General features: G+C 64.2%; 13 protein-coding genes and 2 tRNA genes. 10 read left to right on the top strand and 5 right to left on the bottom strand.

What is annotated here, in order from left to right; translation table 11 throughout:
- The first annotated feature begins 12 nt into the window (after positions 1–12).
- The 8 genes from nusB (at position 13) to coaE (ending at position 7568) form a co-directional block, all read left to right on the top strand.
- Positions 13–1197, top strand: coding sequence for a transcription antitermination factor NusB (gene nusB / locus BMY67_RS00220; RefSeq protein WP_092767176.1), 1185 nt, complete (start codon positions 13–15; stop codon positions 1195–1197).
- Between the two features lie 254 nt (positions 1198–1451).
- Entirely contained in the window at positions 1452–1763 is a 312-nt protein-coding gene (locus tag BMY67_RS00215) for a YtxH domain-containing protein (protein ID WP_092767174.1), read from the top strand.
- Positions 1764–1974: 211 nt separating this feature from the next.
- Positions 1975–2985, top strand: a complete 1011-nt coding sequence (locus BMY67_RS00210) for an isocitrate/isopropylmalate dehydrogenase family protein (RefSeq protein WP_092767172.1) — start codon at positions 1975–1977, stop codon at positions 2983–2985.
- Between the two features lie 121 nt (positions 2986–3106).
- Entirely contained in the window at positions 3107–3637 is a 531-nt protein-coding gene (locus BMY67_RS00205; RefSeq protein ID WP_092767170.1) for a DUF1573 domain-containing protein, read from the top strand.
- A 56-nt stretch (positions 3638–3693) separates the two neighbouring features.
- Positions 3694–4014: a preprotein translocase subunit YajC gene (yajC, locus tag BMY67_RS00200; protein WP_092767168.1), complete on the top strand. Its 321-nt coding sequence runs from the start codon at positions 3694–3696 to the stop codon at positions 4012–4014.
- 153 nt (positions 4015–4167) lie between these two features.
- Positions 4168–5130, top strand: a complete 963-nt coding sequence (locus tag BMY67_RS00195; protein ID WP_143069641.1) for a YbbR-like domain-containing protein — start codon at positions 4168–4170, stop codon at positions 5128–5130.
- Positions 5131–5684: 554 nt separating this feature from the next.
- Positions 5685–6929 (top strand): hypothetical protein, encoded by a 1245-nt coding sequence (locus BMY67_RS00190; protein ID WP_092767164.1) that lies wholly within the window; start codon positions 5685–5687, stop codon positions 6927–6929.
- Positions 6930–6965: 36 nt separating this feature from the next.
- Positions 6966–7568, top strand: coding sequence for a dephospho-CoA kinase (coaE, locus tag BMY67_RS00185; RefSeq protein WP_092767162.1), 603 nt, complete (start codon positions 6966–6968; stop codon positions 7566–7568).
- 122 nt (positions 7569–7690) lie between these two features.
- Here coaE and BMY67_RS00180 read toward each other — a convergent pair whose 3' ends face one another.
- The 4 genes from BMY67_RS00180 to BMY67_RS00165 all read right to left on the bottom strand — a co-directional run bounded on the left by BMY67_RS00180 (position 7691) and on the right by BMY67_RS00165 (position 10894).
- Positions 7691–8863, bottom strand: coding sequence for a GNAT family N-acetyltransferase (locus tag BMY67_RS00180; RefSeq protein ID WP_092767160.1), 1173 nt, complete (start codon positions 8861–8863; stop codon positions 7691–7693).
- Between the two features lie 97 nt (positions 8864–8960).
- Positions 8961–10646 carry a glycosyltransferase family protein gene (locus BMY67_RS00175; RefSeq protein ID WP_092767158.1) on the bottom strand — a complete coding sequence of 562 codons (1686 nt, stop codon included), beginning with the start codon at positions 10644–10646 and terminating at the stop codon, positions 8961–8963.
- Positions 10647–10718: 72 nt separating this feature from the next.
- Positions 10719–10793, bottom strand: a tRNA-Val gene (locus BMY67_RS00170).
- 23 nt (positions 10794–10816) lie between these two features.
- A tRNA-Val gene (locus BMY67_RS00165) sits at positions 10817–10894 on the bottom strand.
- A gap of 163 nt (positions 10895–11057) precedes the next feature.
- On the opposite strand from BMY67_RS00165, the gene BMY67_RS00160 reads away from it, so the two are divergent.
- Positions 11058–13562: an AsmA-like C-terminal region-containing protein gene (locus BMY67_RS00160; RefSeq protein ID WP_177189627.1), complete on the top strand. Its 2505-nt coding sequence runs from the start codon at positions 11058–11060 to the stop codon at positions 13560–13562.
- Between the two features lie 168 nt (positions 13563–13730).
- Positions 13731–14630 (top strand): TerB family tellurite resistance protein, encoded by a 900-nt coding sequence (locus BMY67_RS00155; protein WP_092767154.1) that lies wholly within the window; start codon positions 13731–13733, stop codon positions 14628–14630.
- Positions 14631–14919: 289 nt separating this feature from the next.
- Here BMY67_RS00155 and BMY67_RS00150 read toward each other — a convergent pair whose 3' ends face one another.
- Complete coding sequence (locus tag BMY67_RS00150; protein ID WP_092767152.1) at positions 14920–16086, bottom strand: mechanosensitive ion channel family protein; 1167 nt, start codon at positions 16084–16086, stop codon at positions 14920–14922.
- Positions 16087–16183: the final 97 nt, after the last annotated feature.

Genomic DNA, 16183 nt, shown 5'->3' with positions numbered 1-16183 from the left:
CAACTCAACCCAATGCTCAACCGTCGCACGCTCCGCATCAAGGTCATGCAGGCCCTGTACGCCTACCATCAGGCCGTCGGGTCCGATTATTCTCTGGCTCTTGAGCGGATTGCGGAGGCCTTCGTGCCCGATTTGACGGCAGCCGAGGCCCCCGACCGGAAGAAGCTGCAAGGCCAGCGCAAGCTGGCCGAGGTTATCTTCAAGGACTGGCACAAATCGGGCGAAACGCCGGAGCCAACCGACGATGCCGATGTGAACGAGGCGGTGACGGAGGCCATCAAGTTCTACCAGAAGGCCGTGGCCAAGGATAAGGTGTACTACGCCGGTCAGCTGGTGAGCGGGGCCGAAGCCATCCACGACCAGTACCTGCACCTGCTCAATATTCCGGGGGCGCTGTTGCAGGTGCTGGAGCAGGAGAAGGGCCGCGACTCGCGGCGGCTGACGGCGGCCCCCGAGCCCCCGCTCGATACCACCCGGCTGCTGGAAAACCAGGCCCTGGCCAAGCTCATGGAGAACCTGCAACTTCAGGAGCTCACCATCCGGCGCAACCAGAAGTGGCACGGCCAGCCCGAGCTGGACGCGCTGCGGACCGCCTGGCGCAACGAGATAAAGCAGGACCCGGATCTGCTGAGCTACCTGGCCGCCCCGGCCGGTTCCTACGCCGACGACCAGGAAATGCTCAAGCACCTCTACAAGGAGTTCGTGTTCAAGGGCACGGCCCTGCCCGAGTACATCGAGGAAGACGACCAGAACTGGGAGGAAAACCGCTCGGTGGTGAAAAACCTGGTGATGAAAACCGTGAAGATGCTCGACGAGGCGGCCGACGAAAACCTGGTGCTCATGTCGCTATCGGCGAACTGGGCCGAGGACAAGGAGTTTGCCGAGAGCCTCTACCAGCAGACGCTGGCCGACGACGCGCAGTACGAGAAGCTCATTGCCGACTCGTCGCAGAACTGGGACGTGGACCGCGTGGCCCTGACGGACAAGATTCTGCTGAAAATGGCGCTCTGCGAGATGCACCTGTTCCGGGCCATTCCGGTGAAGGTGACCATCAACGAGTACATCGAAATCAGCAAGAACTACAGCACGCCCAAAAGCAAGCAGTTCGTCAACGGCATCCTCGACAAGCTGGCCCAGGACCTGACGGCCAGCGGCGCCATCCGCAAATCGGGCCGGGGCCTGCTGGACAACCAGTAGCGGTGAGATGGTGAGGTGGTGAGATGGTGAGGTGGTGAGTTGATGTTCCAGGGGCCTAATTGCGCAAGTGGCGCCAGTAGGCCTTTCGAACGTCACCTCACCACCTCACCAGCTCACCATCTCACTACCTCACCATCTCACCACCTCACCGGCTCACCAGCTCACCGTTTCACCTTCGGGTATCTTAACGGGCTGTTTTCCCGTACTTGTGTCTGATACGCTTTACCTCTCACCTTCCCGTACTCACCTCTCCCATGGGTAGCAAAACCACTACTGGTATTCTCTGCTTTGCCGGCGGCGCCCTCACCGGGGCCGTAGTTGGCCTGTTGTACGCCCCCGAAAAGGGCCGCGAAACGCGTAGCTGGCTCAGCTACCAGCTCGAAAAGTACCGCGAAACCCTGGCCGACCTCACCGAAAACCTCGTGACGAGCCGCTCCGACCAGGGGCCCAGCTCGGCCAAGAGCGAGGGCCAGCGCGTAATTCAGGATGCCAAGAGCAAGGCCGAGCAATTGCTGGGCGACGTCGACCAGCTCATCGACCAGATTAATTCCCGCAAAACCCTGTAACGAGCGCGGGCCCCGGTACGCTACGCCGGGCGCCCGCGGCCTTTTTTATTGCTTTTACTGAGAAAAGTGCCGGGGAACTGACGTAACTGTCGGGGCTCCGGCACTTTTCGTTGCCCGCTCCGCTGCGGTATCGGTACCTTTGCGGAAACGTTCCCGGAACCCGCCCCCGCGCAGGCCCGGCAGCTTATCAAACCATCAACTTTTCAACGTAATGCAGCTCATCACCCTCATTCCCGGCGACGGTATTGGTCCCGAAATCACGAAAGCAGTAACCGCCATTTTCGCCGCCGCCGAGGTGCCGGTGCAGTGGGAGGAGCAGAACGCGGGCCAGACTACGTTTGATGCCTCGGGCGAGCTGATTCCGCAGGCCCTGCTCGATTCGCTGGAGAAAAACCGGGTGGCCCTCAAGGGCCCCATTACCACGCCCGTGGGCAAGGGTTTCCGCAGCATCAACGTGAGCCTGCGCCAGAAGTACGACCTCTACCAGAACGTGCGGCCGGCCAAAACCACCGCCGGCATTGCCTCGCGCTACGCCGACTCGGGCATCGACCTGGTGCTGTTCCGCGAAAACACCGAGGGCCTGTACTCGGGCCTGGAAGTGTACGACGAGAAGCTGGGCATTGCCGACTCGTTCAACCGCATTACCCGCGAGGGCGCCCGCAAAATCTGCCGGGCCGCCTTTGCCTACGCTGCCAAGCACGGCCGCAAAAAGGTAACGCTGGCCCACAAGGCCAACATCCTCAAAATGGCCGGTACCATCATGCTCGAAGCCTGCCAGGACGCCAGCCGCGAGTTTCCGCAGGTGCAGTACGAGGATAAAATCATCGACAACATGTGCATGCAGCTGGTGATGCGGCCCGAGCAGTTCGACGTGATTGTGACCTCCAACCTGTTCGGCGACATTCTGTCCGACCTGTGCGCCGGCCTGGTGGGCGGCCTGGGCGTGGTAGCCGGCGCCAACATCGGCGACGATATGGCCATTTTTGAAGCCGTGCACGGCTCGGCCCCCGACATTGCTGGCCAGAACAAAGCCAACCCCACGGCCCTGCTCCGCTCGGCCCTGATGATGCTGCACCACCTCGGCCAGCACGACAAGGCCGACCAGATTGAGCAGGCCCTCAACCTGACGCTCCAGGACAAGAGCAAGTGCACCGGCGACCTGGGCGGCTCGGCCTCGACCAGCGAGTTCACCCAGGCCATTATTGCTAACCTGGGAAAGTAGTGCCGAAATGTGGCACGGCCCTCAGTCCGTGCCACGCTCCCCATAACCTGCAACTCAAAGGCGCTTATCTTTGTCTTTCAAGCGCCATTGTCTGGTTTCCCATTTTGATTTTCAACTGACTATGAAATTCCCCGTATTTTCCTCTTTGCTGCTTTCCGGTGCGCTGCTGCTGGGCGCCTGCAACAACAACAAGGGCGACGTAGGTACCGAGGGCATGAATGCCGCCGCGGCTGATGCCAACGCCATGGCCACGGCCGCCCCACTCATCGATAACCCCAACGTAACGGGCGAAACCGAGGCCCCTAACCCCAACGCCCCGGTCATGAGCTTCGCGAAAGCCGACCACGACTTTGGCGACATTCAGCCTAACTCGGTGGTGAAGACGACGTTCGAGTTCACCAACACCGGTAAGTCGCCGCTCATCATCGAAAATGCCACCGCGTCGTGCGGTTGTACCACGCCTAACTGGACCAAAGAGCCCATTGCTCCCGGTGGCAAAGGCTCCATCGATGTGCAGTTCGACGCGCACGGCAAATCGGGCATGCAGATGAAGGAAGTGGCCATCCAGGCTAACACTCAGCCCAGCATCACGAAAGTGACGATTAAGACCAACATCCTGCCCGACGGCCAGCAAGGCCCTTACCGCCAGTAGCCTGCCGGGCCCTGGGCCCTGCCAAACCCGCCCCTTCACCGCTGAAACCTTCGTCCATGTTCGCTTCTCTTTTGCTGCAAGCCCCCGCCGCCGGTGCGGGCGGCCTTATCCAATACCTGCCCCTGGTTGCCATGGCCGGGGTGGTTTACTTTTTCATGATTCGGCCCCAGCAGAAGCGCACCGCCGCCGCCAAAAACTTCCGCGCCAGCCTGGCCAAGGGTTCCCACGTGGTAACCATCGGGGGGCTGCACGGCAAAATTGTGGAGCTAAGCGAGGAGTCGGTGACGGTGGAAGTAGACAAGGCCGTGCGCCTGCGCTTCGACCGCGCCGCCATTGCCCGCGAGGTAGTCAGCAAGACGGCAGTGGCGGCCGAATAATGCGGCAGCTTCCGCCCGCGGCGGCGCGCCAATGCGGCGCTTGTAGTATCTTGTGAATTCCGGAATTCCGGCTTCGGGCACAACCGGAGGCCGGAATTCTGGTTTTTACGCCGGCCCTGCCGTCTTCCCTTCCTCTTTTTCAGCTGCCGCCCTGTGTCGTCTGTCCGCCCCAGTACCCGTCTGCTCCGCTGGTTCGTGAGTCCGTTTTTCGGGCAGGAGCGCAGCTATTGGCGGGCCGTGCTGGCGTGTTTTCTGGTGGCCAGTACGTTCTGGCTGCTCAACGCGCTCAACAAAACCTACACCACCCGCATCACCTATCCGCTGCTGTGCCGCTACGACGACGCCCGCTTTGTGCCGGTGCAGCCGCTGCCCCAGGAAGTAGCGGTAAACGTAACCGGCCGGGGCTGGAAGCTGCTGCGGGGCCAGTTGCCGCTCGAAGTGCGCCCCGCCGAAGTGGTATTGCGCGGCCCCGCCACCCGCTACCTCACGGCCAGCGCCCTGCGCCCCGCCCTGCAGCAGGCCATGGATGGGCTCCAGCTCAACTACCTGGTTTCGGACACGCTGTGGGTGGATCTTGACCAGCTGGTGAGCCGCCGTCTGCCCCTGGCCCTGAGCCCCGCCACCGACGGCGCCGCGCTGCCCTACGAGGCCCGCTTCGAGCCCAACGCAGTAACCTTCACCGGGCCCGCCAGCAAAGTCAACTCTCTGCCCGACCCCTACCCCGTGCACCTGCCCCAGGCCCCGGCCGGCTCCACCGACGGCGACGTGCGCGTGCCCATCGGCGGCCCCGACCAAGTGCAGTCTGATGTAACCGATGTGCGCGTGCGCCTCGTGCGCCGCCCCGTCGTCACGCTGCCCGTCGATGTAGTGCCCGAGCTGCTCGATGCGCCCGCCGGCCGCCGCTTCCGCCTCTCGCCGGCCACGGTGCGGGTGCGGCTGCAGTTTTTCCCCGAAGACACGGCCGCCTTCCGCCCCGACCAGCTGCGGGTGCAGCTGCACTACGGCCAGTTCGTGAGCCCCACCGATTCGGTGCTGCGCCCCTTCCTGTCGCGCAAGCCGCCCCAGGTACGCGGCTACCTGGTGCTTACCCGCGGCGTGCGGGTGCAGAGCGAGTAGCGCGCTAGCGGCTTACCGGGAAGCCCCGTTGAACGCCAAAGCCCCGCAGCAGAGCCTGGGTTGTTGCCAACCCGGCTCCCCTGCGGGGCTTCACTAGCTTAACTTATTCACTGGTATAAAGCTACTAAAACGCTCAGCCTGCCCCCTACACCGGCACTCCGAAGCGTTACCGGGCTAGCTGAAAAACGCCCGCTTCGGCTTAACGCAGTCCTTCCCGGGCTTAACGGTATGGAGCTGACTCTGGAATCCTTCCGGGGTATTGCTGTTGTCGTGGTTGCGGGTGCCGCAGTGCGAACAGGTGTTCCCGGAATAAGTATTTTCTCGGTCGCAGTGGGGGCATTTCATAGGGCACTGATTTCGGTTGGTGCAAGTGGGCTTCACGTGGCCTTACGCGGTGGTATGGGTTCTTTTAAAAACGCAAGAACAGAACCGCCGGGCGCCAGTCTGGTAGCGGCCTCCGCGTGTCTGTCGAATACAAAAATCCGGTTCCGCCAGCGCATCCGCAAAGGCCAAAAATTTCTTTTCTTTAGAATCCGAATCCGCTTTGCTCCTCCGTGCCCCGCTTACTCCCACCCGTTCATGCTGCCCTGCAGGCGGCCGTTGCGGCCCGCTTCGGGCAGCCGCTACGCTACCCCAGCCACTGCGACGCCCTCGAAGCCGAACTGCGCCAGGCGCCGGCCATGGGTGGCCGGCGGCTTAGCCCCAGCACGTTGCGCCGCTTTTTCGGTCTGGTTGAGAACGAAGGCGGCTACCACCTGCACACGCTCGACACGCTGGCCCGCTATGCCGGCCACCCCGATTTCGCGGCTTTCGGGCAGGCCCTGAGCCAGCAGGCCAAGGCCGGGGCCAACCACCCCACCGATATTCCGGAGCTGCTGGCCATGCAGCAGCTGGCTTACCCCGAGCGCCTGCTGCTGGGCTATTTTCTGGGCCGCATCACGCGGCCGGCCACCCCCACGGCCCCGGCCCCGGCGCTGGCCCTGCGGCTGGCCGCGCACCCGGCCGGGCAGGAATACTACGTCGAGTCGTTCGTGGATCTGGCTTACCTGAACGGGGCCTACGGCCAGGTGCTGGGCGCGTATCTGCAGCACAAAACCACGCCCGAGGCCCAGCTTTTCGGGCACTGCACGCTGTTTCTGGGCGAGTTTCTGGCCCAGGATGAACCGGCCTGGCAACCGCGGCTGGCGCACCTGCTGGCCCTGCCGCTGCCCGCCGACTGCCACGCCTTTCCGCACGGCCGCCGGGCCTTCGCCGAGCTGGTGGCCGCTCAGCATGCGGCGCCCCGGCAGCCGCTGCCCCCTGCGCTCCTAAGCCGGCTGCGGCAGCAGGCCACTGCCCACGCCGCCCGCCCGGTAGCTCCGGTGGCCGATTTGCCCGCCTTCTACAACCTGTTTCCGGCGGGCTTTCATTTCCTGGTGGCCGAGGCCCTGTTCCTGACCGGACAGTACGAGGCGTTAGGCGACTGGGTGGCCGCCACCCGGGCCGAAGTACCCGCCGTGGCCGCGCTCGAAAACAACGTGTACAGCGAACTGCTCTACGCCTTCGAGGCAGTAGCCGCCCACCGCACCGGCCGCGCCGTACACCGCCCCACGCGGCTGCGGGCCCTGTTTATGCTCGACACCCACAGCTGGCTGCTCGATTATTACCAGGTCCACCTCTGGCTCGTGGAGCTGCATTTTGCGGCCACCGCGGCCGAGCAGCAGGAGCTCCGCGGCTATATCGATACTTTTGCCCAGCGGCATGGGATGCCCTTTTTCCGGCAGCTGGCCGGACAGATTCCGCCGGCCGCTCAGCCTTAGCCTACTATCCAACCTCGCTCACTAACCATCAGGCAGATGCTCAAAATCGGAATTACGGGGGGTATCGGCTCGGGCAAGAGTATTGTGAGCCGACTGTTTGGCGTGCTGGGCACACCGCTCTACGACTCCGACAGCCGCGCCAAGTGGGTAATGGCCCACGACCCGCAGCTGCGCCAGGAGCTGACTGAAGCGTTCGGCCCCGAAACCTTCGACGCCGCCGGCCGCCTCGACCGCGCCTACCTGGCCCGCGTCGCCTTTCCTGACCCCGCCCGGCTGGCCCGCCTCAACGCCCTGGTGCACCCCCACGTGGGCCGCGACTTCGCCGACTGGGCCGCCGCCCGCCAGGCGGAGGGCCACGCCTACGTGCTCAAGGAGGCGGCGCTGCTCTACGAATCGGGCGCTTACCAGCAGCTCGACCGCATCATCACCGTATTTGCCCCGCAGGCCCTACGCCAGCAGCGGGTGCTGCTCCGCGACCCGCACCGCAGCACGCAGGACATCCTGACCATCATCGGCAAGCAGCTCAGAGAGGAAGAAAAGCTGGCCCGCGCCGATTACGTGGTGCGCAACGACGACGAGCACCTGCTCATCCCGCAGGTAGTGCAGCTGGATGCGGAGTTGAAGGCGCTGGCGAAGTAGAGAATCGTCATTCAGAGCGCAGCGAAGAATCTCGCGGGCCGAAGCAACCCCGATAGTATGATTACTATGGCCCGCGGGATTCTTCGCTGCGCTCTGAATGCCAGAGAGGTTTATACAGGAAACTACCTGATAATCGGGCTGCGCTCAAAGGGCCGCTCGCGGTCGAACAGGTAGCGGTAGGTGACGTGGGTTTTGTAGATGCGCGCCCCGATGGAGCGGGTAACAGCCAGCATGCGGGGGTTGAAGTCGCCAATCCAGTTCATCTCGATTTCGCGGTAGCCGGCGCGCATAAACTCGGCGCGGGCGTGCACCATCAGGGCGCTTTCGATGCCCTTGCCCTGCCACTCGGGTACCACGCCGAAGATAACGCCGAACAGCTTTTTGTCGCGGCGCTGCTGGTATTTGCGCTTCTCCCAGAGAAAGTGCAGCTTGGCCAAGAGCCCAAACCGGCGGCTCACATGCTTGAACATCTGGTTCAGCTCGGGCAGGCTCACGAAAAAGGCAATGGGCTCGTCGTTATGGTAAGCAAACCAAAGCAGGCGTTCGTCGAGCACGGGCTGCATCTGCTTCACCAGCTCGCGGGCTTTGTCCAGGCTCATGGGGTTTATGCCGCTGTGGTTGGCCCAGGCCAGGTTGTATACGTGGTGGAAATCGTGGGCCAGCTTTTCGGCGTCGCGCTTATCGGCGTGCCGGAACTGGAAAGCCGGGTACTGCTGCGCATACGTATCGAAGGCCCGCGAGAAGGCCGGGTGCAGCGGCGTATCAACCTCGCGGTAGCAGGTGTACTGACGGAAAAACAGCTCGAAGCCGTACCGCTCGAACAGTTGCTGGTAGTAAGGCTGGTGGAAAAACATGCCGTAGTTGGGCTCGGTAAAGCCTTCCGTCAGCAGCCCCCAGAACCGGTCCCGCTCGCCGAAATTGATGGGACCGTCCATGGCCTGCATGCCGCGGGCCGCCAGCCAGCGCCGGGCAGCCTCAAACAGTTCGTTGGCCGCCGCCTGGTCGTCTTCGCACTCAAAAAAGCCCATACCGCCCACCGGCAGCGTGGGGTCGGGCTGCTCGGCGTCGCGGTTGATGAAGGCCGCCACCCGGCCCACCACCGTACCGGCAGCGTTGGTGAGCACCCAGCGGATGGCCTCCCCGCGGGCCAGCAGCGTGTTTTTGGCCGGGTCGAACACGGCCTCGATTTCCGGGTCGAGGGGCGAAATCCAGTTGGGCTGGTTCTGGTAGAGCCGGGCCGGCAGGTCGAGGAACTGGCGAATAAGCGCCGGGCTATTAACTTCGAGTAAGGCCATGTGTGATAAGCAGCTGGCTAGCAGCCGTTGGCTTCTAGCGCAGAGTGATTGAAATTCAAAGAAAGCAGGTAGTGAGCAGTTGAACGAAAACTGCCGGCTAACGGCTGCCGGCTCCCGCGCGGGGCCGCCGGAAGATGCTCAGCGTTTTAATGCCTTCCACCCGCAGCGTATATATTTCGGTGCCTACGCTATCGGGGTAGGGCTGCGGGTGCCAGCGGTAGGCGCTGATGTAGTAGTCGGCCTCGGCCAGCGGCACATAGTGGATGCGGCCTCGCTGGGCGGGAGGCAGCATAAGCGTGTTGTTGTAGAGCGGGTGGTAGCTGGGCCAGGTAACATTGATGCGTAACGGCCCCTGGCTTTGGTGGGCCAGCAGCCACTCCAGCCCCCGCCGGTACGAGAGGCCCCAGTAGTCGCGCTCGAACAGCCGCTCGGCCGCCGGAGCACTCAGAAAGCTAAAGTACAGGTTCTGGAACGGGTGCATGCGCACCATGCGCCAGGCCGTGTGGGCCGTGGCCAATCCAAAAACAGCCAGCCCGACCAAAGCCAGCGGCCGCCCCACCCCCCGCTGCCGCCATTGCCACACCAGCTGCACGCCCCTGGCGGCCAGCAGCAGCAGCGCCGGGTACACGAAGTACAGGTGCCGCCAGCCATCATAGATGGAAGCACGCATCAACACCACTACTATCATTGGCCCCAGCAGCCAAACCACCAGCAGCGCATCGAGCGCGGGCCCGGGCCCGGCCGGCCACGCCCGCCGGACCATGGCCTGCGCCCAGCGCCAGCCGGCGGCACCCAGCCCCAGGGCCGCCGCCAGCAGGTAAGCCACCGGCGTTGTTACCAGCAGCCACACCGGTACGTAGTGCCAGGGAACCTCAGCGGCTTTGTAGAACTGCCCTAAGTAGAGGTTGGTGAACTTCCACGGGTAGTGCATGGCATGGGCACTGACGTTGAGCAGTTTCGGCACAGAGTGCACCCACAGATACGGCCAGATACTCACCAGTCCCGCCAGCGCCGTCAGCGTTGCCAGCACGCCCAGCCGCCCATAGGCCGGCCGGGCGCCGGGCGGCTGCCGGAAGCCCCCGCCGGCGGCCGTCAGGGCCAGGGCTAGCGCCGTGAACAGCAGCTGCTGCAGGCCCTGCACCCGGATACCGGCCGCCAGGGCTATGGCCAGCCCGTGCGTGATGGCCCTTGCTGGCGTGGGGCGCGCCAGCAGCCGTAGCAGCGTATGCATGGCCAGCGCAAAACAGGCCATGAACACGATGTCCTTGCCGTTGTAGAAAGCCTCGGCAAAAAACCGGGGCGAGGCCACCAGCAGGCTGGCCGCCAATAACCCCCAGCGCCAGCTGCCCAGCCAGCGCCGGCCCAGCTGGTACACTGCCCACACGCCCAGCACAAACACCCCGAACACCATCGAATGGCGCACCAAAAAGTAGGAGCGCGAGTCGTGGTCGGTGAACAGGTAATTGACGACGACAGCCGCCATTTCAAACAGCGGCCCGTGGTGGGCGTCGGGAAAGTCGCGGATGTCGGGCGTGGTGGCGAAGGTGGGGTGCTGGCGCAACCCCTCGCCCACGGGCAGCAGGCTAACCAGGTATTTCAGGTTGACGAGGCCGTTGAGGTGGTTGTTGGCCTCATCCCACGACACGCCATAGTCGCCCACCAATAGTAGCCCCAGCCCCAGCAGCAACCCGAAAAACAGCAGTTCGGCCAGCCGGCGGCCCCGTTCCGGCTTTTCGGCCAGGGGCAGCGAAGGTGGGGCAGATGTAGCTTTTAAGCGAAACATGCAGCGCGAAGAAACCGGAAAGCCGGGCCAAAACAAAAAAGGACCGCCGCAAGCGGCAGTCCTTTTCGTGTGTGGGAGATACTGGGTTCGAACCAGTGACCCTCTGCTTGTAAGGCAGATGCTCTGAACCAGCTGAGCTAATCTCCCGGGGGGTACGCGTACTGCAAAAATGGTGGGAGATACTGGGTTCGAACCAGTGACCCTCTGCTTGTAAGGCAGATGCTCTGAACCAGCTGAGCTAATCTCCCGATGGGCGTTTCCCGTCGTTTGGGATGGCAAAGATGGGGGCTCGTTTCTGAAAACGCAACACTTTCCCCCATCTTTGGGTGAAGAAATTTTTCGGACGCAGGCCTCCCAACAGGGAAAGGCTTGCCAGTCAGAAATTTCGGTGCTAAAAACGAAGGCGTGCTGGTGGGTAGAATACTGAAAATAATAGGGCTGACGCTGCTGGGCCTACTCGGCGCGGCCAGTTTAGGGCTGTGGCTGGGCCAGGACTGGCTGATTGGCCGCTTCGTGGTGGCCCTCAACCAGCACCTGGCCGTGCCCGTGCGCGCCAGCCGCCTCGATGTGTCGGTGCTCGACCAGTTTCCGCGCCTTTCCATCACGCTGCACGACGTGGTGATGCAGGGCTCGTTGCCCGCCGATACCACCCGGCTGCTGCGGGCCCGCCGCCTCTACTGCGCCTTCGACGCCACCGACCTGCTGCGCGGCCACTACCGCATCCGCCGTCTTACGCTGGCCGATGGCCAGCTGCACCTGCGCCGCGACGCCACCGGCCAGCCCAACTACCTCGTGCTCCGGCCCGATACCACCGCCGCCGATGAGCAGCCTTTCGCGCTGGAGCTGCGCGGCATCCGGCTGGAGCGCGTGCGGGCCACCTACACCGATGCGGCCCGCCAGCAGTTCTTCGCCCTGCAAACGCCCGATTTACGGGCCACCGTGCGCCTGAATGGCCCGCAGGTAGAAGTAACCACCACCGGCCCGGCCCGCATCGAAACGGTACGGCTGGGCTCCGACGACTACTTCCGGGCGAAAGACGTGAAGCTGAACGTACTGCTCGACGTCGACCGGGCCGGACAGCGGGTCAGCATCCAGCCTTCGACTATTGGCGTGGGGCCGGCCACCTACTCCGTTTCGGGCACTATCGATTATGCCCAGGCCCCCCGGCTCAATCTGCAGGCCGCCGCCCGCCAGGCCGATGTGCAGGCCGTGCTGGCGCTGCTGCCACCCCGCCTGACGCGGCGGCTGGCCGGCTACCGCAGCCGGGGGCAGGTGTATTTTGAAGGCACCGTGCGCGGCGAGTGGTCGGAGCAGCACTACCCGGCCGTCGATGTGCGTTTCGGTTGCCGGCAGGCCGCTTTCTTCCACCCCGAATACCGCCAGCAGGTGGACGGCGTGAGCCTGACGGGCCGGTTCAGCAATGGCACGGGCCAGTCGGCTGCCACGGCGGTGCTCACGCTGGAGCAGGTGCGCGGGCAGCTGGCGGGCCGGCCGTTCGGCGGCAGTCTGCGGCTCGAAAACCTGGTGCAGCCCACGCTGCAGCTGGAGTTGCAGGCCGAGCTGGACGTGGCCCGGGCGCTGAAGTTCTTTCCGGTGGCGGCCGTGCGCTCGGGAGCCGGGGCGGCCAGGCTGCACCTGTTGCTGAACGGGCCGCTGACTGTGCTCCGGCAGCGGCCCACGGCCCGGCAGGCGCGCGGCGAGCTGGCGCTGCGCGGTGTTACGCTGCAGCTGCGCGACTTCCGCCAGCCCTTCAGCGGCCTGACCGGGCAACTGGAACTGCGCGGGGCCGACGTGGCCGTGAGCCGCCTGCAGGGCCGCCTCGGCAACTCCGACTTCCGGGGCCGGGGCACCGTGCGCAACGCCACCGGCTGGGCGCTGGGGCCGGGCCAGCCGCTGCGCATCGAGGCTACGGTGGCTTCGCAGCTGCTCGATTTCAACCAGTTGCTGTACGCCTACCAGCCGGCGGGCAGCAAACGCGGGGGCGGCCCAGCGGCCCCGGCCGGCGGCCTGCACGTACCGGCGCGGCTGGTGCTCGATGTGGGCCTGCAGGCCCGGCAGGTGCGCTACCGGCGGCTGCGGGGCCGGCAGCTGCGCGGCACGCTGCGGCTCCAGAACCAGGTGTTCAGCTCGCCGGGGCTGCGGCTGGCGGCGGCCGGGGGCCAGCTGAGCGTGCGCGGCACCGTGGACGCCCGCCAGCCCCAGCTGCTGAAAGCCCGCACCGTGGCCAGCTGCCAGCAGGTACGGCTCGACAGCCTGTTTTACGTGTTCGAGGATTTTGGCCAGCACTTTCTCACCAGCCGCCACCTGCGGGGCACGCTCACGGCTTCGGCCGAGTCGGACACGTACTTCGATGGGCAGCTGCGCCCGCTCACCGACCGGCTGGAGGCCCAAGTGAAGGCCACCGTGCGGCAGGGCGAGCTGCTCAATTTCGAGCCCCTGCAGAAGCTGAGCCTGGTGGCCGACCGGGCTACGCTGCGCCATTTGCGCTTCGCCGAGCTGCACAACGACTTCTACATCCAGAGCCGCACGGTGTACATTCCGGAGATGGAAATCCGCTCCAACGTGCGGGCCGCGGCCCTGCTGCGCGTTACCGGCACCCACACCTTCGACCAGCAGCTCGACTACCACCTGCGCATTCCGCTGCTGCCGGGCCTGCTGCCGCGCGCCGCCGCCCGGGCCGATGGCCCCACGCTGCGCCTGGGCATCAGGGGCACCGAAAGCAACTTCACGGTGCGCTACGAAACTGGCCTGCCGACCCGCCCGGGCCCGGGCCGCAGCCCCGCAAGCGGGCCGGGACCAGCCGCCCCGGCTGAGGCCGTAGCGCCGGCCACGCCCAGGGCCCGGCACTCGTGGGAGCTGAAGAAACCCGCCAGGAAGCCCGCCGAACCCCAGCCGGGCGACTTTTTCGAGTTCTGAGCCCGCCCCGCCCGCCAAGCATGCCCGCGCCCGGCCGGCCCCTGCTGCACGGCGGGTAACGGCGGCAGGCGCAGTTTCAGGGCACTTGTTCGGGTGCGGGGCCAACCTCCGCTTCGATGCCGCGTTAAGGGAGCTGAAGATGTTTCTCCCACCCTTTTTACTTCAACCATGAACGATTCGCAACTACTCCAGAACTACTCCGACCAGGAAAAAGCGGCTTATCTGAGTGTTATTGCCAGCCTGGCTTCGGCCGACCGCGAGGCTTCGGCTCCCGAAATCGAATTTCTGCAGCAGCTCGCCCACCAGGCCGGCCTCAGCGGCGCGGCCACCCAGCAGGTGCTGGGCGCGGCCAAAGATGCTAACAACCAGACCGTAAAGAACAACCTCGACGCCTTGCGCAGCAGCGACCTGCGCTTCTCGCTCGTCACCGACCTCATCAGCTTCGCCCGCGCCGATGGCGCCTACTCGAACACCGAGGAGGAAATGGTAAACAAGATTTCGCAGTACCTGGGCATCAACCAGCAGCAGCAGCAGGCCCTGGAGCAGGTGGTCGACCAGGCCGCCAACGTGCCCCACGACGCCAGCGACCCGGCCAAGCAGAGCTTTTTGGGTGGCATCGGCGACAAGCTTGAAAGCGCCGGCATTCCTAAAAACGCCCTGATGGCCGGCCTGCTCGGCATTGTGGCCCCGATGGTGATTTCGAAAGTAATGGGCGGCCGGGGCCAGAGCAGCGGTGGCGGCGGCGGCATGCTGGGTGGCAGCATGGGCGGCCTGCTCGGCGGTGCGGCCCAGAGCGGCATGGGCGGCCTGCTCGGCGGCCTGCTCGGTGGCGGCCTGCTAAGCGGCGTAATGGGCGGCGGCAACCAGCAGCAGGAGCAGTACGGCAACTATCCGCAGCAGGGCACCCACACCGGCAGCGGTGGGCTGGGCTCCCTGATGTCGGTGCTGGGTGGCCTCGGTGGCCAGCCCAACTCGCAGCCCCGCAGCAGCGGCGGCGGTGGCCTGGGCGGCCTGATGAGCGGCGGCATGGGCAGCCTGCTCGGCGGTCTGCTCGGTGGCGGACGCTAGGCTGTTAGCTGAACTGACAGATTAAGTTGGTAGGCAGAACGTCATTCAGAGCGGAGCGAAGAATCTCGCTCGAACAGACGTTGGACGAATTCAGGCGAGATTCTTCGCTGCGCTCTGAATGACGTTCTGCCTACCAATTTAGCTTGTCAGTTCTGTTAGCTGTTAGCTGTTAGCTGTTAGCTGTTAGCTGTTAGCTGTTAGCTGTTAGCTGAAAAAACGCAAAGGGCGCCGCACTCGGTTGAGTGCGGCGCCCTTCTTTTATTGAGTTGGGTTCTTTTGAACCAACGGCTCAGGAGGAAGCAATGGACTGGCCGCCCTGCTGCTGGAGGCTCTTGGGCAGGTTGGTGCTACCCTCGGAGCCGCCAGCCGCCAGGCGGGTCATGGTGGTATCCACGAAGTGGGCGCCAACCTCCTCTACGGCCGACACGATGCGGAAATTGATTTCCTCCATGACATCGAGGTACTCGTCGTAGCTGTCGGTTTTCACGTAGTACTGCACCCGCACATCCTTCGAGTTGGAGGTAAGGGAGGTGAATTTCACCTGCACATCGGGGTCGATGAGGGAGTGCGAGAGGATGGCCTGGCGCACCAGCTCGATGATGCGGTGCAGCTGGGCGCTGGAGGTCAGCTGGGTGAGCGACATCATGAAGAACACCCGGCGGGAAGTGCGGCGCGAAAGGTTGTCGAGCGGCTTGTCAATCATCGACTTGTTGGGCACCGTCACGTAGCTTTTCTCTACGGTGCGCAGCCGGGTGCTGCGGAAGCCGATTTTTTCCACCGAGCCCGTCAAATCGCCCACGCTCACCAAATCGCCCACTTCGAAAGGCCGGTCGAGGAAGATGGTGAACGAGGCCAGCAGGTTTTCGAGGCTTTCCTTGGCGGCAAAAGCCACAGCCAGGCCGCCAATGCCCAGGCCGCCCACCAGGGCCGTCACATCAATACTAAACACCCGGCCCAGCACCACCAGAAAGGCAATGATGCCCACAAACAGCTTGATCAGGTCGCGGGCGAAGGGCACGAGCTGGTTGGTGAGCCGCGAGGGGTCGCGCAGGGCCCGCTTCATGAACACGAGCACCGCCAGGTCAATCATGCGCAGGAAAATCCAGGTGACGCCCGCTATAAGGGCAATCTGGTACACCCGGAAGGCCAGCACCGCAAACCAGGGCGTGTTGTGGCCCAGCTCGGAGGTGCGCACCGGAATATCCAGCACGCTGTAGGCGATGAAGATGGTGATGAAGAAGATGACGAGGCTGATGGGCTTGATGAGCAGCTCGTGAAACTGCTCCTCGGTTACGCCCTCGCCCACCCGCTTAAAAAACCGGAACATCACCTTCGTCAGCAGGCGCGACACCAGGTTTTTGAACACGAAGCCGGCCAGCAGAATGGCGGCGGCCGTCAGGTATTCCTGCACTTCGATGCCGAAAAAGTGGTAGTGCAGGATTTCGGAAAGAGCCATATGCGCGGGTAAAAGAGAAAAAGGGGCAACAAACAAGCCGGCCACCAACTGCCCCGGCGGGCAGCAAGCAGACGGCTTGTAAGCATTATCTAACGCA

Source organism: Hymenobacter actinosclerus (assembly GCF_900111515.1).
Lineage (GTDB): Bacteria > Bacteroidota > Bacteroidia > Cytophagales > Hymenobacteraceae > Hymenobacter > Hymenobacter actinosclerus.
This window is presented reverse-complemented; position numbering and strand designations above follow the sequence as displayed.